General features: G+C 72.2%; 26 protein-coding genes. 14 read left to right on the plus strand and 12 right to left on the minus strand.

The features are described from left to right. Nucleotides 1-188: 188 nt before the first annotated feature. The 5 genes from ACI79S_RS17085 to ACI79S_RS17105 are packed head-to-tail and all read left to right on the plus strand — an operon-like array spanning nucleotide 189 to nucleotide 4,719. On the plus strand, nucleotides 189-1,271 hold the full coding sequence (locus ACI79S_RS17085; RefSeq protein ID WP_456594635.1) for a response regulator: 1,083 nt from the start codon (nucleotides 189-191) through the stop codon (nucleotides 1,269-1,271). Then, complete coding sequence (locus ACI79S_RS17090) at nucleotides 1,264-2,253, plus strand: ATP-grasp domain-containing protein (protein WP_456594636.1); 990 nt, start codon at nucleotides 1,264-1,266, stop codon at nucleotides 2,251-2,253. Before ACI79S_RS17085 ends, ACI79S_RS17090 begins: the two co-directional genes overlap by 8 nt. After that, complete coding sequence (locus ACI79S_RS17095; RefSeq protein ID WP_456594637.1) at nucleotides 2,250-2,999, plus strand: histidinol-phosphatase; 750 nt, start codon at nucleotides 2,250-2,252, stop codon at nucleotides 2,997-2,999. Before ACI79S_RS17090 ends, ACI79S_RS17095 begins: the two co-directional genes overlap by 4 nt. Continuing rightward, nucleotides 2,996-4,477, plus strand: a complete 1,482-nt coding sequence (locus tag ACI79S_RS17100) for a glycosyltransferase (protein ID WP_456594638.1) — start codon at nucleotides 2,996-2,998, stop codon at nucleotides 4,475-4,477. Before ACI79S_RS17095 ends, ACI79S_RS17100 begins: the two co-directional genes overlap by 4 nt. Then, complete coding sequence (locus ACI79S_RS17105) at nucleotides 4,474-4,719, plus strand: hypothetical protein (RefSeq protein ID WP_456594639.1); 246 nt, start codon at nucleotides 4,474-4,476, stop codon at nucleotides 4,717-4,719. The genes ACI79S_RS17100 and ACI79S_RS17105 overlap by 4 nt, the downstream gene beginning before the upstream one ends. A 59-nt stretch (nucleotides 4,720-4,778) precedes the next feature. Here ACI79S_RS17105 and ACI79S_RS17110 read toward each other — a convergent pair whose 3' ends face one another. The 3 genes from ACI79S_RS17110 to ACI79S_RS17120 are packed head-to-tail and all read right to left on the minus strand — an operon-like array spanning nucleotide 4,779 to nucleotide 7,303. Next, entirely contained in the window at nucleotides 4,779-5,957 is a 1,179-nt protein-coding gene (locus tag ACI79S_RS17110) for an acyl-CoA dehydrogenase family protein (protein ID WP_456594640.1), read from the minus strand. Between the two features lie 32 nt (nucleotides 5,958-5,989). After that, nucleotides 5,990-6,514 carry an SAM-dependent methyltransferase gene (locus ACI79S_RS17115; RefSeq protein WP_456594641.1) on the minus strand — a complete coding sequence of 175 codons (525 nt, stop codon included), beginning with the start codon at nucleotides 6,512-6,514 and terminating at the stop codon, nucleotides 5,990-5,992. 6 nt (nucleotides 6,515-6,520) lie between these two features. After that, the gene (locus tag ACI79S_RS17120; RefSeq protein ID WP_456594642.1) at nucleotides 6,521-7,303 is read right to left on the minus strand and encodes an isocitrate lyase/PEP mutase family protein; all 783 of its coding nucleotides are present in this window, start codon (nucleotides 7,301-7,303) and stop codon (nucleotides 6,521-6,523) included. A 141-nt stretch (nucleotides 7,304-7,444) separates the two neighbouring features. On the opposite strand from ACI79S_RS17120, the gene ACI79S_RS17125 reads away from it, so the two are divergent. After that, nucleotides 7,445-7,675: a (2Fe-2S)-binding protein gene (locus ACI79S_RS17125; protein WP_456594643.1), complete on the plus strand. Its 231-nt coding sequence runs from the start codon at nucleotides 7,445-7,447 to the stop codon at nucleotides 7,673-7,675. A 7-nt stretch (nucleotides 7,676-7,682) separates the two neighbouring features. After that, a complete protein-coding gene (gene bfr, locus ACI79S_RS17130; protein ID WP_456587430.1) occupies nucleotides 7,683-8,144 on the plus strand; it encodes a bacterioferritin in 462 nt (153 codons plus the stop codon). Nucleotides 8,145-8,211: 67 nt separating this feature from the next. On the opposite strand, the gene ACI79S_RS17135 is transcribed toward bfr, so the two are convergent. Then, nucleotides 8,212-9,171, minus strand: a complete 960-nt coding sequence (locus ACI79S_RS17135) for an ABC transporter substrate-binding protein (protein WP_456594644.1) — start codon at nucleotides 9,169-9,171, stop codon at nucleotides 8,212-8,214. Nucleotides 9,172-9,310: 139 nt separating this feature from the next. On the opposite strand from ACI79S_RS17135, the gene ACI79S_RS17140 reads away from it, so the two are divergent. Together ACI79S_RS17140 and ACI79S_RS17145 are read left to right on the plus strand one after the other, a co-directional pair. Further along, complete coding sequence (locus ACI79S_RS17140) at nucleotides 9,311-10,249, plus strand: siderophore-interacting protein (protein ID WP_456594645.1); 939 nt, start codon at nucleotides 9,311-9,313, stop codon at nucleotides 10,247-10,249. 46 nt (nucleotides 10,250-10,295) lie between these two features. Then, on the plus strand, nucleotides 10,296-10,514 hold the full coding sequence (locus tag ACI79S_RS17145) for a hypothetical protein (RefSeq protein WP_456594646.1): 219 nt from the start codon (nucleotides 10,296-10,298) through the stop codon (nucleotides 10,512-10,514). Here the strand turns inward: ACI79S_RS17145 and ACI79S_RS17150 are convergent. Beyond that, nucleotides 10,511-11,275 (minus strand): MerR family transcriptional regulator, encoded by a 765-nt coding sequence (locus ACI79S_RS17150; RefSeq protein WP_456594647.1) that lies wholly within the window; start codon nucleotides 11,273-11,275, stop codon nucleotides 10,511-10,513. The two genes, ACI79S_RS17145 and ACI79S_RS17150, sit on opposite strands and share 4 nt — an antisense overlap. A 90-nt stretch (nucleotides 11,276-11,365) precedes the next feature. Between ACI79S_RS17150 and ACI79S_RS17155 the strand changes: the two genes are divergently transcribed. The 4 genes from ACI79S_RS17155 to ACI79S_RS17170 all read left to right on the plus strand — a co-directional run bounded on the left by ACI79S_RS17155 (nucleotide 11,366) and on the right by ACI79S_RS17170 (nucleotide 15,384). Next, nucleotides 11,366-13,222 carry a hypothetical protein gene (locus tag ACI79S_RS17155; protein ID WP_456594648.1) on the plus strand — a complete coding sequence of 619 codons (1,857 nt, stop codon included), beginning with the start codon at nucleotides 11,366-11,368 and terminating at the stop codon, nucleotides 13,220-13,222. Beyond that, nucleotides 13,219-13,647: a hypothetical protein gene (locus ACI79S_RS17160; RefSeq protein ID WP_456594649.1), complete on the plus strand. Its 429-nt coding sequence runs from the start codon at nucleotides 13,219-13,221 to the stop codon at nucleotides 13,645-13,647. The genes ACI79S_RS17155 and ACI79S_RS17160 overlap by 4 nt, the downstream gene beginning before the upstream one ends. Then, on the plus strand, nucleotides 13,644-14,948 hold the full coding sequence (locus ACI79S_RS17165) for a hypothetical protein (RefSeq protein WP_456594650.1): 1,305 nt from the start codon (nucleotides 13,644-13,646) through the stop codon (nucleotides 14,946-14,948). Before ACI79S_RS17160 ends, ACI79S_RS17165 begins: the two co-directional genes overlap by 4 nt. Nucleotides 14,949-15,090: 142 nt before the next feature. Then, nucleotides 15,091-15,384 (plus strand): flagellar FlbD family protein, encoded by a 294-nt coding sequence (locus ACI79S_RS17170; RefSeq protein WP_456594651.1) that lies wholly within the window; start codon nucleotides 15,091-15,093, stop codon nucleotides 15,382-15,384. A gap of 51 nt (nucleotides 15,385-15,435) precedes the next feature. Here ACI79S_RS17170 and ACI79S_RS17175 read toward each other — a convergent pair whose 3' ends face one another. Next, nucleotides 15,436-16,299: an SGNH/GDSL hydrolase family protein gene (locus ACI79S_RS17175; RefSeq protein ID WP_456594652.1), complete on the minus strand. Its 864-nt coding sequence runs from the start codon at nucleotides 16,297-16,299 to the stop codon at nucleotides 15,436-15,438. A 1,210-nt stretch (nucleotides 16,300-17,509) separates the two neighbouring features. Between ACI79S_RS17175 and ACI79S_RS17180 the strand changes: the two genes are divergently transcribed. Beyond that, entirely contained in the window at nucleotides 17,510-17,860 is a 351-nt protein-coding gene (locus tag ACI79S_RS17180) for a hypothetical protein (protein ID WP_456594653.1), read from the plus strand. An 88-nt stretch (nucleotides 17,861-17,948) separates the two neighbouring features. Here ACI79S_RS17180 and ACI79S_RS17185 read toward each other — a convergent pair whose 3' ends face one another. From ACI79S_RS17185 to ACI79S_RS17210, 6 genes are all read right to left on the minus strand, one after another. Next, the gene (locus ACI79S_RS17185; RefSeq protein ID WP_456594659.1) at nucleotides 17,949-18,689 is read right to left on the minus strand and encodes an IS3 family transposase; all 741 of its coding nucleotides are present in this window, start codon (nucleotides 18,687-18,689) and stop codon (nucleotides 17,949-17,951) included. Nucleotides 18,690-18,851: 162 nt separating this feature from the next. Further along, nucleotides 18,852-19,142 carry a transposase gene (locus ACI79S_RS17190; RefSeq protein WP_456594654.1) on the minus strand — a complete coding sequence of 97 codons (291 nt, stop codon included), beginning with the start codon at nucleotides 19,140-19,142 and terminating at the stop codon, nucleotides 18,852-18,854. A gap of 385 nt (nucleotides 19,143-19,527) precedes the next feature. After that, nucleotides 19,528-19,956 (minus strand): 50S ribosomal protein L7/L12, encoded by a 429-nt coding sequence (rplL, locus tag ACI79S_RS17195; protein ID WP_456594655.1) that lies wholly within the window; start codon nucleotides 19,954-19,956, stop codon nucleotides 19,528-19,530. A gap of 134 nt (nucleotides 19,957-20,090) precedes the next feature. Further along, nucleotides 20,091-20,648 (minus strand): hypothetical protein, encoded by a 558-nt coding sequence (locus ACI79S_RS17200; RefSeq protein ID WP_456594656.1) that lies wholly within the window; start codon nucleotides 20,646-20,648, stop codon nucleotides 20,091-20,093. Nucleotides 20,649-21,074: 426 nt separating this feature from the next. Beyond that, a complete protein-coding gene (locus tag ACI79S_RS17205) occupies nucleotides 21,075-21,344 on the minus strand; it encodes a hypothetical protein (protein WP_456594657.1) in 270 nt (89 codons plus the stop codon). 138 nt (nucleotides 21,345-21,482) lie between these two features. After that, the coding region (locus tag ACI79S_RS17210; protein ID WP_456594660.1) for an integrase core domain-containing protein at nucleotides 21,483-21,606 on the minus strand (124 nt) is incomplete at its 5' end.

Here is a 21,606-nt window from a genome sequence, read left to right on the forward strand (position 1 = left end):
GTGATCGGCACGGCAGCCCGCCGGCTTGAGCAGGCGACCGGTCGCCCGGCCGGGTCGACCCACCCCAACGGGTGAGGAGCGGGGAGCACGGCTCATGGGACCTGCCGGGGCGGCCGTCAACTCCCGCGGGGACACACCGTTCCCCCTCCCGGCACGCCCGGGGGACCCGACCGACGGGAGCCGGAACAGTGGACGGTGCTCTGCACGTCCTGGTCGTCGACGACGACCCCGACACCGCACTCTTCGTACGCACCGTGCTGCAGCGGGGCGGCATGGCCGTGACCACGTGCGCCGACCCGCTCGAGGCCCTGGCGCTTGCGTCGCGCGTCGAGTTCGACGCCGCGATCACCGACATCGAGATGCCCGGCATGACCGGGCTGGAGTTCCTGGACCGGCTCCGCCAGCTCCGCCCGGACCTGCCCGTGACGGTGATGACCGCGCACGCGTCGGTCGACTACGCCGTGGACGCCCTGCGCCGCCAGGCCGACGAGTTCCTGGTCAAGCCGGTGCCCAAGGACACCCTCGCCGCGACGATCCGCCGGCTGGCCGAGACCGCGCAGGCCAGGCGCGCGGCCGCTCCGCAGCGCCAGACCGTCCTGGCCATCGGCGCGCACCCCGACGACGTGGAGATCGGGGTCGGCGGCACGCTCGCCGCACACCGCTCCGCCGGTGACCAGGTGGTGATCCTGACGCTCTCCCGGGGCGCCCGCGGCGGCGAGGCCGGCGACCGGCAGAACGAGTCGCTGGCCGCCGCCGAGCTGATCGGCGCGCGGCTGTTCCTCGAGGACCTCGAGGACACCCGGATCAGCCCGATGGACCCGACCATGTCGATCATCGAGCGGGTCGTGCAGGAGGTCCGCCCGACCATCGTCTACACCCACTCGGCCAACGACCGGCACCAGGACCACCGGGCGGTGCACCAGGCAGCGAGCGTCGCCACCCGCACCGTGCCGACCGTCGCCTGCTTCCAGAGCCCCTCGGCGACGATCGACTTCCGGCCGACGCGGTTCGTGAGCATCGACGGCTTCACGCGCACGAAGCTCGACCTGCTGAAGAGCTTCGCCTCCCAGGCCGGCATCCGCGCCTACCTCGAGGACGACTTCGTCCTGTCCACCGCCCGCTACTGGTCCCGCTACGGCACCGGCGGCCGGTACTGCGAGCCCCTCGAGGTCGTCCGGGACGCCGGCGGCGTCGTCGGCGCCACCAGCGGGTCCGCCGTCCAGTCCACCTCCTCCACCACCTCGACCACCCCGGAGCGCTTCGGTGTCTGACCCCACCCCCACCCGCGTCCTCGTGACCGGCGCCGGCGGCCCCGCCGGGATCGCCGTGCTGCGCTCGCTGGCCCGCCGCGACGACGTCGTGCTGCTCGCGGCGGACATGGACCGCTTCGCCAGCGGTCTCTACCTGGTGGACGCCGGTGCGCGGCACCTCGTCCGCCCCGGCCTCAGCGAGGAGTTCGTCGACCACCTCGTCGCCCTGTGCGAGCGGGAGCGGGTCGACGTGCTCTTCTCCACCGTCGACGTCGAGCTGCCGCGGCTGGCCGCCGAGCGCAAGCGCCTGGACGCCGTCGGCACCACGCTGGCCGCACCGAGCCTGGAGACCCTCGAGGTCTGCCTGGACAAGTACGCGCTGGCGCAGCGCTGCGCGGAGGTCCTCCCGACCCCGCGCACCGCGCTGCTCGGCGCGACCGACCCCGCCGGCTGGGACTACCCGGTCATCGTCAAGCCGCGGCGCGGCGCCGGCTCCCGCGGGGTGCACCTGGTCGAGGACGCCGCCGCGCTGACCGCCCTGGGCAGCGACGAGGACACCCTGGTGCAGGCCCACCTGCCCGGCGACGAGTACTCCGTCGACACGCTCGCCGACGCCGGCGGGCACGTGGTCGCCGCCGTGCCGCGGTCGCGGCTGCGGGTCGACTCCGGCGTCTCGGTCGCCGGCGCCACCGTGGCCGACCCGGAGCTGGAGGAGACCGCCCGCCGGGTGGCCCGCGCGATCGGGCTGGTGGGGGTGGCCAACGTCCAGCTCCGGCGCGACGCCGAGGGCCGCCCGGCCCTGCTAGAGGTCAACCCGCGCTTCCCCGGCGCGATGCCCCTGACCGTCGCGGCCGGCGTCGACATGCCCTCGCTCGCCCTGGACCTGGCGCTGGGCCGGCCGCTGCCGGCCGAGGTGCCCTTCCGGGAGCTCGCGGTGGTCCGCTACCTCGAGGACGTCTTCCTGGCCCCGTCCGACGTCGTCGCCGAGGAGGCCGCACGATGACCGCCGCCCTGGGTGAGCTCGACCTGCTGCTCACCGACCACCACGTGCACTCCACCTGGTCCGACGACGCCGTGAGCGCGCCGATGGAGAACCTCGTCGCCGCGCGCGACACGGGGCTGGCCAGCATCCGCATGGTCGACCACGTCCGGACGACGACGACGTGGGTGCCGGGCTTCCTCGCCGAGGTGGCCGCCCTCCCCCGGGTCGAGGGGCTGGAGGTGCTCACCGGCGTCGAGGCGAAGATCCTGGACGCCTCCGGCCGCCTCGACGTGCCCGAGGGCCTCGTGGTCGGGCCGGGCGGGGTGGACCGCATCCTCATCGCCGACCACCAGTTCCCCGGGCCGGACGGCCCGTGGAGCCCGCGCCGGACCCTGGAGGAGATCGCGGGCGGGCTGCCCGCCCAGGACGCGCTGTCGATCCTCGTCGACGCGACCGTGCGGGCGATGGAGCGGGCCGGGCGGGGTCAGCTGGCCCACCTGTTCTCGCTGCTGCCCAAGATCGGCATGCACGAGAGCGAGCTGCTCGACGAGCACGTCGCCGCGATCGCCGACGCCGCGGTCCGGACGGGGACGACGGTCGAGGTCAACGAGAAGTGGCGCTGCCCCGGGCCCCGCGTCGTGCTGGCCCTGGCGGCCGCCGGCGTGGCCCTCGTCGGCTCCACCGACAGCCACGAGGCCGCCACCGTGGGCCGCTACTCCTGGGTGGCGGACGCTGCGTCGGCGACCCGGCTGGTGGGTGCCCGGTGACCGTCCTCTCCGCCGGCGCCGATGTGGCCGGCATCGGCGAGACCGTGCTGACCTGGTTCCTGCTGGCCCTGGTGGCCACCGGCGCCATCCCGGTCGTCGCCGGGCTGGCGCAGTTCCTCGTCATCCCGTTCCACGCGGTGCGCAACCACTACCGGGAGACCGGCCCGTACCTGCCCAACGTCGCGGTGCTCGTCCCGGCGTGGAACGAGGCCGCCGTCCTCACCAGCTCGATCGAGCGGCTGATGCGGCTGGAGTACCCGCCGGACCGGCTGCGCGTCTACGTGGTGGACGACGCGAGCACCGACGACACCCCCGCCGTGCTGGCCGCCTGCGTCGAGCGCTTCCCCGGCCGGGTCGTGCACCTGCGCCGCGAGAAGGGCGGCGAGGGCAAGGCGCACACCCTCAACCACGGGCTGCGCGAGATCCTCGCCGACGACTGGATGGAGGCGCTCCTGATCATGGACGCCGACGTCATCTACGAGCCGGCGTCGCTGCGCAAGATGACCCGCCACCTGGCCGACCCCACGGTCGGCGCGGTGACCGCCTACATCCGCGAGGGCAGCGGCGACCCGGAGGGGATCACCCGGTTCATCGGGTTCGACTACCTGGCCGCGCAGGCCGCCTCCCGCCGGGCGCAGAACGTCGCCGGTGCGATGGCCTGCCTCGCCGGTGGCGCGCAGCTGCACTCGCGGGAGAACCTCGTGGCGATCGGCGGGCAGATCGACACCTCCTCGCTGGCCGAGGACACCGTCACGACCTTCCGCACCCAGCTCGCCGGGCGCCGGGTCGTCTTCGAGCCGCACGCCCGTGTGCTGGCCGAGGAGCCGGCCGGCGTGGACGCGCTGTGGAAGCAGCGGCTGCGCTGGGCCCGCGGCAACGTGCAGATCACCGCGATGTACCGGCACCTGTGGTTCCGCCGGTCGGTGCACCCGGGGCTGGGCGGCTTCTTCTTCGGCGTCTTCTGGTTCGCGATCCTGCTGCTGCCGGTGGCGATGCTGCTGACCTCGATCGGCCTGACCGGGCTCTACCTGCTCGACAGCGAACTGGCCTCGGAGGTGTTCGGGGCAGCGGTGTTCGTGCCGATCGCCACGTTCGTCTTCATGATCACGCTGACGATGTCGGTCGATCCCCGCACCGGCCTCAAGGTCTGGCGGGAGGCGCTGCTGTTCCCCGGCGCGATCTCCTTCGTCGTCCTGCTGTCGGCCGCGTTCCCCGGGGTGGTCCCCCTGTCGGGCGGCGTGGAGACGTTCTGGACCCTGTTCGTCTACAGCTGGCTGGTGCTCTGCATCCCGCTGGCCTACGGGGTGCGCGCGCTCGAGGGCACCCGCTGGGGCCGGCGGCTCGCGCCGCTGGCGCTCTACCTGGTCGGCTTCGGGCCGCTGATGTGCGCGATCACCGTGGACGCCTACGTCAAGGAGTTCCGCGGGGCGGCCATGACCTGGGACAAGACCGAGAAGACCGGGAGGGTCACCGTATGAGCAACCTCCACCAGCTGGTCGGGGCCGGGCAGCCGTTCCGGGTGAGCCCCCCGGTGGTGCTCTCCGCCGACGAGCTCGCCCGTCGTGGCGGGGTGCTGCCGGTGTGGGCCGACCCCCTGCAGCTGGCCGACGAGACCGAGGCGGACCGGGTGCGCGAGCGCCGGCTGTGGGTCGGGCTCGCGGTGGCCGTCTCCGTCGTCGTCCTGCTGTACCTGGTCCGGACCGCCGTCCTCGGCGCCTGAGACCGCGGCCCGGCCCGCCCCCCTGACCCGGGGCGGCCGGGCCGCACGTCCGGGCCGGTCTAGACGAAGGCGCTGATCCCGGTCAGCGCCCGGCCGACGATGAGCTGGTTGATCTCCCGGGTGCCCTCGTAGGAGTACAGCGCCTCGGCGTCGTTGAAGAAGCGGACGACGTCGCGCTCGAGCAGGATGCCGTTGCCCCCGAGCAGCTCCCGCGCCCACGCCACCGTCTCCCGCGCCCGGCTGGTCGCGTAGCTCTTCGCCAGCGCGGCGTGGTCGTCCCGGAAGACGCCCTCCTCCTGCAGCTGGGCCACGCGCACCGCCATGCCGAGGCTCGCCGTGACGTTCCCGGCCATGCGGGCCAGCAGGTCCTGGATCAGCTGGAACCCGGCGATCGGGCGGCCGAACTGCTCCCGCTCCTTGGCGTAGGCCAGCGCGGCCTCGAAGGCCCCCATCTGGCAGCCGACGGCGCTCCAGGCGACCCCGCCGCGGGTCAGCTTCAGCACCCGGTTGACGTCCTTGAAGGTGTTGCCGCCCTCGAGCTTGTTCTCGGCCGGGATGCGGCACCCCTCGAAGGTGAGGTCGGCGTTCTGCACCGTGCGCAGCGCGTACTTGCCCTCCATCTTGCTCGCGCTGAAGCCGGGCGTCCCCTTCTCCACGACGAAGGTCTTCACGGAGTCGTCGGCGACGTCGCGGGCGAAGACGACGACGAGGTCGGCGAAGGTGCCGTTGCCGATCCACCGCTTGGCGCCGTCGATCACCCACTCGTCGCCGTCCTGCCGGGCCGTGGTCTCCAGGCCGAGCGCGACGTCGGAGCCGCCGTGCGGCTCGGTGAGCGCGAAGCAGCCGATCTTCTCCAGGGCCAGCATGCCCGGCAGCCAGCGCTGCTTCTGCTCCTCCGAGGCGAGGTTGACGATCGACCCCATCGCCAGGCCGTTGTGCACGCCGAGGAAGGTGGCCATCGACGGGTCGACGCGGGCGGTCTCGAGGGCGATGAAGCCGGTGAACAGCCGCGAGGCGCGCGGTGACCCCTCGGTGTCGTAGCTGCGGCCGACCAGCCCTGCCTCGGCGAAGCGCGGGATCAGCTCCATCGGGAAGGTGGCCGCCTCCCAGTGGTCGTTGACCTGCGGCCGGACCTCGTCCTGCAGGAAGGCGCGGATGCCGGCGAGCTCCTCCCGCTCCTCCGCCGACAGCAGCGACTCGTAGGCGTACAGGTCGCCGGGTACCAGGTCCTCGGTCATGCGGTGTCCTCTCGTCGGTGGCATCCCGCCTCCTACCCGTCCTGCGCGGACCGCAACTCGACGGCCGCCGACGGCAACGGCGCCGTGGCGGCCCGGTGGACGGCGTGCTCGACGAGGCCGCGCTCCCCGGCGGACCGGAGGACCGCCGTCCGGATCCGGTCGTCGGCGCCGGGGGCCATGACCGTGAACGCGACGACGACCCGCCCGCCGGGAGCCAGCACGCGGCGGACGACGTCCCACTCCGGCGCCGGCGGGGTCCAGAAGGCGCGGACGTCGAACGACACGACGACGTCGAACCAGCGCTCGGGCAGCTCGGCCTCGACCAGCGTCGCGGTCTGCAGGCTGACCCGCCCGGCCTCGACCGCGGCGCGGTTCCGCCGGGTCGCCGCGGCCACCATGGTCGCCGAGCGGTCGACGGCGGCCACGTGGCCGACCCCCGGCCGCCGGGCGAGCAGGTCGGCCAGCACGCCGTGCCCGCAGCCCACCTCGAGCACCCGCTCCCCGGGCGCCGGGGCCACCAGCCCGGCCGCCCAGGCCAGCCGCTCGGACGCCGCCACGGGAGCTCAGCTCAGCGTGCGGGTGCCGGGTGGGAGCACCCCGCCCGCGAGCAGCGCCGCCGTCGCGTCCTGCAGCGCCGTCAGGGCCACCCGCTGCGCGTTCGGGCCGGTGGAGACCCGCGCGACGCCCAGGCGCTCCAGCTCGGCGACCGGCGGCGTGGCCCCCGGCACGGCGAGCACGCTGAGCCGGCCGCGCCCCAGCGCCCCGACCAGCGCGGCGATCTCGTCGGCCGCCACCACGCCCGGCACGAAGACCGCGGCGGCCCCGGCCGCCAGGTAGGCCCGGCCTCGGTCGGCCGCCTCGTCCAGCAGCGCCGCCCGGTCGGCCCCGGCCGGCGCGAGCAGGACGACGTCGGTCCGCGCGTTGAGCACGAAGTCGACGCCCGCGGCGCGGCCGGCGGCGAGCACCTCCCCCACGGCGGCCACGGCCTCGTCCAGCGGGCGTGTCCCGTCCTCGAGGTTGCCGCCCACGGCGCCGGCCCCGATCGCGCGCCGGGTCGTCTCCCCCGGGTCGCCGTAGCCGGCCTCCATGTCCATGGACAACGGGAGTTCCACGGCCGCGACGATCCGCCGCACCACGTCGAGGTGCAGCTCCAGCGGGATGCGCTCGCCGTCCTCGTACCCGTGGGCCGCCGCGATCGCGTGGCTGGCGGTGGCCAGTGCCCCGGTGCCCTCGGTGTCGGCCACCGCTCTCGCCGATGCCGCGTCCCAGACGTTGGCGAGGACGAGGACGCGGGGATCGGTCTGCAGCCGCAGGAGCGTGCGGGCGCGGGACGCCGGGTCGGCCATGACGGCAACCTAGGGGGCCTCGGCGGCTCCTGACCAGGAGGGGTGGCGCAGAACGGTTAGGAGAGGCTAACCTCTGCGAGTCGCCCGGGTGTCCGCACCGGGGCCACCCCCGCCCGCCGTCTCCCGTTAGGCGACCGCCGCATGTACGTGTGCCACTGCAACGTGGTGACCGATCGCGACATCCTCGAAGCGATCGCCAACGGGGCGCGCTGCGTCGCCGACGTGGCCCGCGCGACCGGTGCCGGGCGCACCTGCGGCAGCTGCGTCGGCTCGCTCCGCGACCTGGTGTGTCAGCATTGCCCGGTGCGAGCCGGGCGCACCACCGAGCGCCCGGCCGAGCGAGAGCTGGGAGTATCCGGTGCAGCCCGTTAGCCCCCGCGTGGTCGAACTGCTGAACGACGCGCTGACCTTCGAACTCACGGTCACCAACACGTACTTCCTCAACGCGCGCATGCTCGACGCCTGGGGTCTGCCCAAGCTGGGCAAGGTCTTCTACGACCTCTCCATCGACGAGATGCGGGACGCCGACGCCCTCATCCAGCGCGTCCTGCTGTTCGACGGCCACCCCAACCTGCAGCGCCTCGGCGCGATCCGGGTCGGCGAGAGCGCCGAGGAGATGCTGGTGCTGGCCCTCGACAGCGAGAAGGCCGCCGTCGCCCAGTTCAACGCCTCCGCGAAGGAGTGCCACGACCTCGGCGACCACGGCACCGCGTCGGTGTTCGAGGAGATGGTCCTGGACGAGGAGAAGCACGCCGACTGGTTCGAGGCGCAGATCGCCGCGATCGAGCGGGTGGGCGCGCCGCAGTACCTGGCCGCGCAGCTGGTCACCGAGACTCCCTGACCGCGGTCGCCCGTGCAGCGAGGGCCCCTTCCCGATCGCGGGAAGGGGCCCTCGCTGCGTCCCGGGGTCAGCCGGCCAGCAGCTCCTCGAGCGACTCCAGCTGCAGCTGCGCGGCCTTGAGCCCGATGCCCGTGTAGAAGACGTCGTCCTCCACGGCGAAGGCCCGGCCCTCGGCGACGGCGGTCAGCCGCGGCCACAGCGGCCCGGCGACGACGGTGGCCTCACCCGATTCCTCGGGCGCCCCGTAGGAGGAGTACAGGATGACGTCGGCGTCGGCCTGCGTGATCTGCTCGGGGCTGAGCTCGGCGAACGTGGACACCTCCCCCTCCGGCAGATCGACGTGGTCCAGGCCGATGTCGGCCAGCACCGTGCCGACGAACGACTCCGGCTGGTAGGCGCGGATCGTGCCACCGACGAAGCGCAACGGGCTCACGGTGGTGCTCGCCGGGTCACCGATCGCCTCGCCCAGGTCGGCGGCCTGCTGCTCGTACTCCGCGAGCAGCTCCTCGGCCTCCTCCTCCCTGCCCAGCGCCTCGGCGTCCAGGAGGAGGTTCTCCTTCCAGGTGTCGCCGAGGTCCGCGGCGAACACCGTGGGGGCGATCTGCTCCAGCTGGTCGTAGATGTCCTCGTGGCGCACCTGGTTGGAGAGGATGAGGTCCGGCTCCAGCGCGGCGATCGCCTCGAGGTCGGGCTCGGCGATGGTGCCGACCACCTCGATGCCCTCGGCGTCCTCGGCCAGGTAGCTCAGGAACTGCTCGGAGACGTCGGTGGTGACCGCGCCCACCGGGGTGACCCCCAGCGAGAGCGCCGAGTCGAGCTCGCCGGTGTCGAGGACGACGACCCGCTCGGGCTCCTCGGGGATCACGGTGCTGCCCATGGCGTGCTCGACGGTGCGGGGGAACGCGGCGTCGCCGGCCGCCGCCTGCCCGGTCGGGCCGGCCTCCGGCTCGGAGCTGCTGCCGCAGGCGGTGAGGGACAGGGCGGCCGCCACGGTGAAGGCGGTGGCGCGCAGGGCGCGAGTCGTCATCGTTCTCCTTCGAACTGAGGCGCGGGCCCGGGTGGACGCGCGTCTGGATCGACCGGCGCTCGTGTGCGAGACTGCCGGAAGCCAGGTGAGGCTAGCCTAAGTCGAGAGACGCCCCTACCTGCCCAGCCCGGGAGACGCCGTGACCGTCGAGACCGCGCAGATCCCCGCCTACCGCACCTTCCCGGTGCGCGTGGCGCGGGTGCAGCGGCTGAGCCCGAGCTTCCTCCGGGTCACCTTCACCGGGCCGGAGATGGCTGCCTTCGCGTCCAACGGCTTCGACCAGCGCATCAAGGTCATGCTGCCGCTGCCCGGCCGGGGCATCCTCGACTGCCCGGCCGGTGACGACTGGTACGGCGCCTGGCGGGCGTTGCCGCCGGAGCGGCAGATGCCCATCCGCACGTACACGATCCGGGCACTGCGCAGCGACGTCGGCGAGGTCGACGTCGACTTCGTGCTGCACGGCGCCACCGGCCCCGCGTCGGCCTGGGCCGAGCAGGCCACCGCCGGCGACGAGGTCGTCCTGGTCGCCCCGAACGCCCGGTTCCCCGGCGAGACCGGCGGCTTCGAGTGGCACCCGCCGGCCGACGCCTCCTGCCTGCTGATCGCCGGCGACGAGACCGCGGTGCCGGCCATCTGCGCGATCGTGGAGAGCCTGCCCGCAGGCCGTCGCGCCCGGGTGCTGCTGGAGGTGCCGACAGCCGGCGACGCGCTGGACGTCGTCGCGCCCACCGGCGTGGAGATCACCTGGCTCCCCCGCTGGCCCGCCGACGGCGCCCCCGCCGCACCGCGTGGGCAGCTGCTCACCGGGGCCGTTCTGGACGCGGTGCGCGAGCTGGGCGACCTGCTCTCCCCCACCCCCACCCCCGAGCTGGCCGACGTCGACGTCGACGCCGGCATCCTGTGGGAGGTCCCCCTCGAGGACGCCGCGACCCCGGAGTCCTCCGGGGTCTACGCCTGGCTGGCCGGAGAGGCCGGGGTGGTCAAGGGCCTGCGGCGGCACCTCGTCCAGGAGGTCGGCGTCGACCGCCGATCGGTGGCCTTCATGGGGTACTGGCGCGAGGGCCGCGGCTCCGACTGAGCGCTCGGGTTTGACACCGTGTCATCGGTCGGTGTCACATGAGGTCGTGCCTGGCTACGACGTCGTCGCCACGGACGGCCTGAGCGTCATCGGGACCGTCGGCTTCTTCGTGCCCGCAGCCATCCTCGTCGCGCTCGTCGCGGGAGCCGTCGTCCGCGACCGCCGGATCAGCGCACGGGAGGCGGCCGCCGAGGCAGACCGGCAGGGGATGACCCGCGAGGAGCTCCCCGACGGCGAAGTGCCCGGCCGCCCCCCGGCCGACTAGTCCCCCAGCTCGCCCAGCGCCTCCTCGACGGCGCTCGCCACCTCCGCGGCCATCTCGGTCCGGAAGGCAGCCAGCACCGCCTGCGCCGCCACCGGCTGGAGCCGGGTCACGGTGGCGAGGATGTCCTCCAGCCGTTCGGGCGGCGCCCCCGCCGCGACGAACGACCGCCACACGGTGTCGACGAACATGCGCACGTAGGTGCGGCTGATCGCCCGGACGTGCTCGTTGACCTGCGCCTGGGCCGCGATGAGCGCGGTCGCCGGCACCCCCAGGCCCACCACCTGCAGGCCGGCCATGAGCAGCGCCGGGTCGAGCACCCGCAGCCGCTCCCGGTCCAGCCGCTCCACGATGCCCAGCTCCACCAGCTGGTCGATCAGCTCGGGACCGGTCGGCACCCCGGTCCGCGCGGCCAGCTCGGGCCCCGTGGTGATCTCCGGCTCCGGCGGCAGCCATGGCACCAGCAGGGCGCGGTGCAGCGCGAGGGTGGCCGAACTCGCGGTCGGCGGCGCGCCCGCCAGGGTGCGCTCGATCATCGCCAGCGAGTAGCCCTCGGCGAGCATCTCGCGGACCAGGAGCAGCCGGGCGACGTGCTCGCGGCCGTAGTACCCGGTGCGGCCGACCATCCGCGGCGGCGGCAGCAGGCCCCGGGCGGAGTACGCCCGCACGTTGCGCACGGTGAGCCCCACGCGGGCGGCCAGCTCGTCGACCGTCAGCTCGCGGTCGGCATCCTCGCCCGACGGCTCGGGCTGCGCTGCACTCACCCGCTTCTCCTCTCCCTCGTCACCACAGGGTAGGTGGCTCGTTCTATGTGACAGTTGCCGATGTAACTGTTACTGGTGTTACATAGTCACATGCCTGGGAGGGATGCCGTGCTGCTCGCCGCGGAGACACGACCGGCCGGAGGTGCCGCCCTCGGCGAGGTCTTCCTCGCCACGGGGATCGGCCTGGCCCTGACGGTCGCGCTGCTCGCTCTGGTCTTCCTGCACCGCACCCGGCGGTCCGGCGTCCTCACCCGGGTGGGGAACCGCCTGGGCGGCGCCACCGGCGTTCCCGCGTGGGTGGCCCTGCCGACCGTCCTCACCACGGTCTCGCTGCTCACCGCCCTGCTCGGCATGCTCTGGGACATCGCCCTGCACATCGGGGTGGGCCGCGACGAGGGCCCGCTGGCCAACCCGGCCCACTACCTGATCCTCTTCGGCCTCTTCGGGGTCTTCGCCGGCGGTGTGCTCGCCTGCGCCATGCCGCTGGACGACCAGCCCGGCCCGGCCGCCGTCCGCTTCGTCCGCGGCTGGGACGTGCCGGTCGGCGGCATCCTGCTGACCGCGGCCGGGTTCTACGCCCTGCTCGGCTTCCCGCTCGACGACGTGTGGCACCGGATGTTCGGCCAGGACGTGACCCTGTGGGGCCCCACGCACCTGATGCTCATCGGCGGCGCGGGCCTGTCGATCATCGGGCTGCTCGTCCTCGAGCAGGAGGGGCACGCCGGGTCGCCGACCGGCGCCGGCGACCGCACGGCCGGCCGCACCGCGCGCTTCCTGCGGCGGACCTCGGCGATGGGCGGGCTGCTGCTCGGCATGTCGGTGTTCCAGGGCGAGTACGACTTCGACGTGCCCCAGTTCCGGCTGGTGCTCGAGCCGCTCATGATCGCCGGCGCCGCCGGTATCGCCCTGGTCGCCGCCCGCATGTTCATCGGCCGCGGCGGAGCCCTCGCCGCGACGGCGTTCTTCCTCGTGGTCCGCAGCGTCATCGCGCTCGTCGTCGGCCCGGTCCTCGACGAGATCGTGCCCACGTTCCCGCTGTACCTCGGCTCGGCCGTGCTGGTCGAACTGCTCGCGATCGCCCTGCCGCCGGCCCGCCGGCCGCTGCTCTTCGGCGCGGTCGCCGGCGTCGCCATCGGCACCGTCGGCCATGCGACCGAGGCCGGCTGGACCTACGTCGTCCAGGAGCTCACCTGGGGTAGCGACATCCTGGTCGAGGGCACGCTCATGGCGCTGGCCGGCGGCGTCGCCGGGGGGTTGCTCGGCGCCCTGCTCGCGACCGGGCTGCGCCGCCGGCTGCCGCGCCCGGCCGTGGCCCGCGGCGTGCTGCTCGCCTGCCTCGCGGTCCTGGCGGCCGCGGTCGCCAACGGGCTGGTCGCCACCGTGCCCGACGACGTGGCGGCGACCTTCGCGATCGAGGACGTCGGGACCGATCCCCGGACGGCGCACATCGGAGTGCGGCTGGAACCCGCCGACTTCCCCGACGACCCCGCCTGGGTGCAGATCACCGCCTGGCAGGGCGACGGCCTGGTCGTGACGCCGCTGGAGCGGACCGGGGAGGGCGAGTACCGGACCACCGAGCCGGTCCCGCTGCACGGCACCTGGAAGACGCTGCTGCGCGTGCACGACGGCCGCGTGCTCACCGCCTTCCCCATCTACCTGCCGCGCGACGAGGCGATCCCGGCCGACGAGATCCCGGCCGAGGACGGCATGACCCGCAGCGCGATCCCCGAGATCGACATCCTGCAGCGCGAGCTCAAGGACTCCGAGGGCGGGCTGTGGCTCGTCGCCAACCTCGTCGTGCTCGCCTGCACCCTGGCCCTGATCGCCGCGATGTCGTGGGGGGTGGGCCGGTACGCCCGCCGCGCCGCCGTCCGGGAGCCGGGCGCCTCCGCCACGGCGGCCGGCGCCGCGGAGGACGCGGTGACGTCCGGGGCGGGGCGGCCGTGAGCGCGCGCCGCACGGCTGCTGCGGTCCTGCTGCCCCTGGCGGTGGCGCTGGCCGGCTGCGCCGGCACGGCCGCCCCCGCGGACGAGCCCACGGCGACCGGCTCCCCCACCACGACGTCCCCCACCGCCACCTCCGCGCCTCCGACGACCCCGACGGAGACCGCCGGGCAGCGGATCGAGGTGGAGGTCACCGGCGGGCAGGTCAGCGGTGACACCGGCCGGGTGCCGGTGCCGCTCGGCGAGCCGGTCACCGTCGTCGTCACCTCCGACGTCGCCGACGAGGTGCACCTGCACGGGTACGACCGCCTGGCCGAGCTGGTGCCGGGGCGGCCGGCGGAGCTCGCGTTCGACGCCACCATCCCCGGCGTCTTCGAGCTGGAGCTGCACGACGCCGGGACGGTGCTGCTGACGCTGCAGGTCGGGTGAGCGTCCTCGCCCACGGGGTCGGCTCGCGCACAGACCTGCCGATCCCGATCGGCTTCGCGCTCTACGGCGCGGGCGCGGCGATCCTGATCAGCTTCGCGGTCCTGCTGCTCTTCTGGCGCACCCCACGGCTGGGCGGCTCCGGCTCCGGCCGCCCGCTGCCCGCCGGCCTGCAGCGCGTGCTCGACGGCGCGCCGTTCCGGCGGGGCCTCCAGGGGCTCGCGCTGCTCGCGGCCGCGTTCGTCGTCGCGGCCGCGCTCCTGGGGCCCGGCGAGACGTCCCGCAACCTCGCCCCGTGGGTGCTGTACGTGACCTTCTGGGTGGGCCTGGTGCCGGCCAGCCTGCTGCTCGGGCCGGTCTGGCGGATGGTCAACCCGCTGCGGCTGCTGCACCGCCTGCTGCGCCCCGCCGTGCCCACCGCGCCCGGCGCCACACGGCTGCCCGCACTGGGGCTCTGGCCCGCCGCGGGCTCCCTGCTGGTGTTCGTCTGGCTGGAGCTGGTCTTCCCCGGCCGGGCCGAGCCGAGGACCGTCGCGGTGTTCCTGCTGCTGCACGCCGTCGTGCACGTGGCCCTGGCGCTGTGGTTCGGCGAGGGCTGGTTCGCCCGCGGGGACGGGTTCGAGGCCTACTCGACGCTGATCGCCCGGCTCTCCCCGTGGGGACGGCGGGACGACGGCCGGCTCGTGCTGCGCAACCCGCTGGCCAACGCCATGGCCACCCCGGCCGAACCGGGGCTGGCCGCCCTCGTGGTGGTGCTGCTGGGCTCGACGGCGTTCGACGGGCTCTCCCGCACGGTGTGGTGGCAGACCGGCCCCGGGGCGGCGGACGACACGCTCTCGGGCACCCTGGGCCTGCTGGCGTCGATCGCGCTGGTGGCCGGGCTGTACGCGCTGGGTACCGGCCTGTCCGGGCGCCTGGTCGGCCAGGCGCCGGGCGGGCAACCACGGCGCTACGCGGCCACGGTCATCCCGATCGCGCTGGGCTACACGGTCGCCCACTACTTCAGCCTGCTGCTCCTCGACGGGCAGAAGACGTGGATCCTGGTCAGCAACCCGTTCGGCGCGGCCGGGGTCGACCTGTTCGGCACGTACGGCAACCGGGTCGACCTCACCGCCGTCGGCTCCGACACCATCGCGCTGGTGCAGGTGGGGGCGATCATCCTCGGCCACGTCGTCGGCGTGACGCTGGCGCACGAACGCGCGCTGCGCGCCGAGCGGCACGCACGGGCGTCCGACCAGCTCCCCCTGGTGGTCGTCATGGTGCTGTTCACCCTCGGGGGGCTCGGTCTGCTCTTCGGCTTCTGACCGGTTGCGAGGTCACCCGGAAGGACGCCCCCGGCGGCCCGCGCTCCAGAGAGGGCCCCGACCTGCCGATGGCCTCGGTGCCGGACCGACTTCCGGGCCGGCCCACCGGCCCCCGGGCCGGCGGCTGCGAAAGGACCACCTCGTGATCGCTGTGACCTGCCGCAACGGCGAGCACTTCGCCGTCGACCCCGACCACATCGAGCGGATCGAGCACCACGCCGACACGGTGGTGCACCTGGTCGACGGCACCCACTACGTCGTGACGACGGAGTTCGACGAGCTCCTGCGCGGCATCGCCGAGCACCGGGCCGGCACGCTGGTCGCCCGGGCGCGGCTGACCAACGGGTACGCCGCCACGCCGACGGCCGCCCGGCTCGCCCGCCGGCACGGCAACGGCCGGGCGTCCGAGCCGGAGCTGGGCGCCGTCCCGAACTGACGCCGGCGGCCCGGCCGGGATCACTCCCGCCCGGGCCGCCGGACGCCGGGCTCAGCGGCGGTCGAGCCGCAGCACCTCGATGGTGCGCGCGGCCATCGCCGCCTCACCCCGCGCGTTCGGGTGCACGATGACCGCGTTGGTCCCCTGCAGCACCGGCTCGACCCAGCGGACGCCGATCGGCCGGCAGGCGTCGTGCCCGTCGGAGACCCGGCTCAGGTCGACGTAGGTGACGCCGGACATCGAGGCCGCACGCTTCACCGCGTCGTTCAGGGTCGCCTGCAGGTCGCGCAGGTAGGGGATGTCGCCCTCGGCGAGAGGCATGCGGTCGAAGCAGCTGCCGCTGGCCGGCACGATCCAGGGGTAGCCGAGGATGGCGACCCGGGCGCCCGGCGCCGCCTGCCGGACGGCCCGCAGCGACTCCACGAGCGCCGGGAACGTCGTGGTGCGCACGGTGTCGGCGAACGAGCTGCCGTACCGGTCCTTGCACGGGCTGCCCTTGCCGAGCGTGGCCAGTCCCGCCGTGCTGCAGGCCATGATCGAGTTGATGAAGACCCCGCTGTCGTTGCCGCCGATGGTCATCGTGACCAGCTGGGTGTCCCGGCTCAGCGCCTCGAGCTGCGGGGCGACCCCCGGGTACTGCCCGGCGAAGAAGTCACCGGTGTCGGCGCCGCCGCAGGTGACGTCGGTGAGCCGGGCGCCGATCGCGCCGGCCATGACGTGCGGGTAGTTCCGGGTCGAGCGCAGGCACTGCGGTGGCGCGGCGAGGTCCGGCGGCAGGACCCCGGAGGCCGCGCTGTAGGAGTCGCCGAGGGCGACGTAGCGCAGCGGGGCCGGCGCGGCCTGCGCCGTGGGCGCGACGAGGACGCCGGCGAGGACCGCGACGGCGGCGGTGATGCAGGTAGCGAGACGGCGCACGTCTCCTCCAGATCGGGTGGGAGCGGTGTGTGCGCGGAACAACGCGCGACCTCACCAGGGGTTACGCGCGTCACACAGGTATCCGAGCGCACCCCGCCCCCGACAACGCAGCAGGCCGCCCCTCCGGTGGGAGGGGCGGCCTACTCGATCGGGTGGAGCTGAGGGGACTCGAACCCCTGACCCCCACACTGCCAGGCCGTCATGATCGCGTTCGCGGTGGTTCGTTGCAGTGCCGTAAGCCGCTCGATCTGCGACTCTGAACGTCCGCGAACTCCCGCGTCCGACCGCGAAAAGAGCCAACTGCAACCAGAACTGCAACCACCGCGACCGGTTCCTAGGCGCCGTTCCCCGAATACTGGCGACCGAGGCCGTCGGCACACACCGGCGGCCCCCGAGGCCGGACACTCTGATGGCCACGGTGAAGCCGGCCGCCAGCGGACCGGGTGCACTGCCGCGAAGCGTGCGCGCTCGCAACCCACACGCGCCTTCGGCGCTTGTCACATACTCGGCAACACGAAGCGATGAGTCTTTCGGAGCTGGTCGACGGCAGTTCGGGTGATCGCACCGGCTGACACCCCACCGAGGAGCAGCCAGCACCTCCGCAACCGTGCACGTTCAGGTCACTTCGGGCGACGTGAGTAGTCAGCATGTACGCCATGGACGGTGGCCCGAGTGTTGGCTCAGGCTCGTCATCGGTGGAATACGGCTTGACCAGGCCTTCCAGCGTCTACCAACAGAGCACCGGAAGGCGTCTACGGACGACTTGCGCACTATGCGACGGCTACATCACCCCTGACACCCTTGACCGGTGACGGCGGGTCGCGGCGGTCGCAGGGTCCGCTCCTTCACGCTCCTGGCGATGACGGACCCGACATCCGCATGTCGATCTTGTTGGGGCCTCGCAGCCCATGGTTGCTCTCCGTCACCGCCATCATGTAGCTTCTCGCTCAAGCGTTCGAACCGCGGGTCGAAGCACTTCCTCTTCCGCGGCAAGACCGCTAGGAGCACTGTCCAGCAGCCAGCGACTGATGGGTTGGGCTCCAGGCAGCACCCCGTGCCTGTTCGGTCGGCGAGGGTCCCACCTCCGGTCGACTGAGTAGGACCCTCGGGGCAGCAGTGCCGGTTCGGCGAGAGCAGTTGCCGAGCAGGTCTGCGCGCTGCCACCAGGAGGATCCGTGATACACAACCGAATACCAACAGGATCGGCGTGGTGGGGGCCGAGGTGATCCCTGATTGGAATCGGTTCATGGTGGAGTACCTCCTCCTCGCCCTGGTCCTCGCGACCGTCAGTTCCCTCTGCCAATACCTGGCCTTCCACAAGGTCTGGACCTGCGCTTGGAGTGTCTACAAAGAGACCGGGCGGCTCGACGACCTAGGAAAGGTCACCGAGGCAGCGGGGAAATTTCCTCCGTCGAAAATCTGGGGCGCCCTCTCATCGGCCATCGAGGCCGCCCGGGGCATTAAGCCCATGGGCGAGGCGGCCAACTCAGGGGACTCTTCAGACGCGGTTGAGGCTGACCCCACACCCAATGAAGATTGCGAAGAATCAGCCGCGAACTGACGAGGGGCGACGATGAGCCGTCCGTCGCTCATGCCGCTTCCTCAGGCCGGCGTACAACCTCCGGACCCTCTTGCTGAAGTGACCCCCGTCAGGCGGACGCCTCGTTTCGTGTCATCTGCTGTCTGATCTTGTTCTCGAAGTCAGCGGGGCTGACGTTGTCCAGCCTGCTGTGCCGTCGGCGAGTGTTGTAGAAGCCCTCGATGTAGGAGAAGACCTCCATCTCCAGTTCGTGCCGGGTCGGCCAGGCCCGGCGGTAGACCAGTTCGGCTTTCAGGGTGGCGAAGAACGACTCGGCCATCGCGTTGTCGTAGGCCGAGCCGACTCGGCCCATCGAGGCCAGCAGCCCGGAAGTCCGCAGCGTCTTGCCGAAGTCGTAGGAGGTGTACTGGCTGCCGCGGTCGGAGTGATGCACCAGGCCGGGCGCGGGTCGGCGGGTGAACAGCGCCATTCCAACCGCGTCGAGGACCAGTTCGGTGCGCAGGTGGTCGGCCATCGCCCAGCCCACGACTCGCCGACTGCAGGCGTCGACGACCACGGCCAGGTAGAGGAAGCCCTCCCAGGTGCGCAGGTACGTGATGTCGGCGACCCACAGCTGGTCAGGAACCGGCGCGGTGAAGTTGCGTTCGACCAGGTCGTCGGCGGTCGCGGTGGAGGCGCTCCGGCGGCCGTACTTGCCGCGGCGGCGCCGGTGGATGCCTTCGATCCCGGCCACTCGCATGAGCCGGGCGACCCTTTTGCGGTTCCAGGCGTGCCCGCGGGAACGAATCTCGGCGGTCAGCCGGCGGACGCCGTAGACCCGGCGGTGCTCGGACCAGGCCTGGTGGGGCAGCGTGGATGGCGTAAGCCTCCTCCAGCTCCGCCGACGTCGGGCAACCGCCGCGGGCGGCCCAGTCGTAGAACGCGGTCTTGCTGACTCCGAGCACGCGGCAGAGACGGCGCACGCCGTAGGTGGTCTTCTGCGCGACGATGAAGTCGAAGACCGCTCCTCGGCTCACCGCCCCGTCTCCCTGGCGAAGAAGACCGCGGCATTTTTCAGAATCTCTTTCTCGAGCTCCAATTCGGCGACCCGGCGGCGCAGTCGGGCGATCTCGGCCCGCTCGTCGGCGCTGACCGGTCCACCGGACGCCGCGCGTTCCCGCCGCAGCGCGGCGACCCAGTTGCGCAGCGTCTCGTGATTGACGTCGAGCTCGCGGGCGACCTCACGTACCGGCCGGTGCCCGTCGACCACGAGCATCGCCGCCTGCCGGCGGAACTCCTCTGAGTACTTGCTGACCCTCCCCAACAGGGCCCTCCTCCCTGGCTGCTGCCAAGTCTGGAGGTGTCCGTCCCGCGGGGGTCACTTCATTGCGGCGGTAGCAACCCCTTGCCCCCAGTCACATTCCAGGGGTTCGCTGTGGTTGGCTCTCCGCCGATCTGCCCAGGTCAAAGGCCGTGGCGTCCGCCATGGTCCGATCCCATCCGCTGCCGTCCGGACCGCGTTGCTGTACCAGTTGCTGTAGGGGTACCCCGCACAACGCCGCCCCAGTACGCCTTGCGTCGCGCCGCCCTCACGCTGCTACGTCTTGTCGGATGTGACACCAGTGATCCTCGGGGAGACTGACCCAAGCTCTGTGGGCCTCCGGAAGGACTACCCACCCAGATTGTCGGCCCCGCTTTGCGGGATTGGACTATTTGAGCCTCGCCGTTGCTCCGGCGCCCTCAAGAGCGGACTTAGCCTTCTCCGCAGTCTCCTTGGCGACCTTCTCCAGAACCACCTTCGGGGCGTTGTCGACCAAGTCCTTCGCCTCCTTAAGACCGAGCGACGTCAGCCCGCGAACCTCTTTGATGACCTGGATCTTTTTGTTACCCGGAGCCTCGAGGATGACGTCGAACTCTTCCTGCTCGGCGCGGACGTCCTCGCCACCCCCAGCGGGTACGGGAGCCCCGACGGCCACCGGGGCAGCGGCGGCAACTTCGAACGTCTCCTCGAACTGCTTCACGAAGTCTGAAAGCTCGAGGAGGGTCATTTCCTTGAACGCGTCGAGCAACTCTGCGGAGCTCAGCCTCGTCCCACCCCGCGGTCCTTCGATGGCAGGATCCCCTTCCGCGGGTGGCACCCACGGCGGGCGTGGCGGCTGCGGCGGAGCGGGCGAAGGAGCAGGCTGCTGAGGCGCCGGATCCTGGGAGGGCTCAGTGGCCAACAGTTGCGCCTCGTAGCTTGTCGTGACTGACGGGGAGACCCGAGGTTACCTCACGCCGTTGCCCAAACCAGGGCGCCCCAGAGAACAACCTGAAGTAGTCCAAAAGCAATGACGCCGGCATAGTAATAGCGGATCTTGACCAGGTTTGCCTCGTTGCGCTCGCGCATCGCGTCCTGTCGGAGAGCCACCGCTCTCAAGAAATCAGGCTCATCAGGTCCGCCAACCTCCGGCTCGATCCAACCGATGAGTCGACTAGCCGATAGCCGAAATGACCACTCGAAGCGACCGAGGTGACGGATAGAGGGTCGCACGAGGAGCAGTATCGCGACAGCCAAGATGACCGTAGCTACGGATACGACCGTAGCGAGTCCAGCAAGTGTGTAGAACGTACCGTCGCGCTCGGGAGCATTGAGCCCAGCAGCAACTAGAAACGCGGTGGCGGAGCCCACGAAAGCAAGGAACTGAGTGGCTCGCTGACGCATCCCATCAAGTTCACTGGCTTGGTCGTCCAGCGCTCGCTGACTCTCCTCGTACGCCAGACGGTAGAGAGGCACGCGGTCAGGCCGGATCCAGCCCTGCTGGGAGCCGCCATACACGGACTCTGTCATCACTGCAATCTACTGCGCGGATCGGGGACCCAGCAGCCCCGGCGCGCTGACTTAACCCGAAGATCACCCGGCGGCTGGACGCAGAGCATCGCGCTGAACCGCTTGGACTAGCTCAACGGATCCACCGCACTCCGCATCAAACCCCAGCGAGGGCCATACCCGTGGGCTTGACCTCCCGGCCACCCACTTCACACGTAAGTGCAGGTCAGAAGGCATGTAGACGTACTGGAGGGGGCCTGGGGAAACCGTGAAAGCCAGGATCTGCCCCCTTGCCAGCCCCCTCTTTGCCGCTGTGTGGGTCATGGATGGTCACGTGGGCGACCACGTCCGGGCTGGTGGCGACAACTCTCAGGGCACCGTGACCTACCTAGCGCGCATGCCAACCCGCACCTCGGGCGCCCCACGGGACGGAGGGTATGAGCTCGATCACGCACGGGAGACAGGCAGCGCGAGCGTCATCGCTAGGGTGCGTCTATGGCTGACGTCGACGACGCCCTGGTCCAGGAGGCGATCGAGGCGCTGGACGTCGTCGACGTCGAGCCGCTGCGCGGAGGTGCGCAAAAGACCGTTCAGCTCGTCGAGCGGGACGGCAATTCCTTGGTGATGAAGGTCATCGCGCTCGGCTCTTCGACGCCCGACAGCCTGCGGCGAGCCGAGCGCGAGGTCGAGTTGCTCGCCTCTCTCAACAGCGCGCACGTGGTGCGGGTCGAGTCGGCTCTCGTGGAGCTCGGGGAACCGGTGCGAGGGGCCGCCTGGCTAGAGGAACACCTCGACGGCAGCGACCTGACGGATCTCCTGTTCACGCGCGAGTGGTCGTGGGAGGAGACAGCTCGCCTAGGTGTACTGCTCGGAGACGTTGGTGCAGCGGGTGATCGGCGGGAGGTTGCCGAGCGCTGTGTGGGGCCGGTGGTTGTTGTAGTGGTGCAGCCAGCCTGACAGGGCAGCCCGGCGAGCGGTC

It is taken from the genome of Blastococcus sp. SYSU DS1024 (assembly GCF_054050795.1).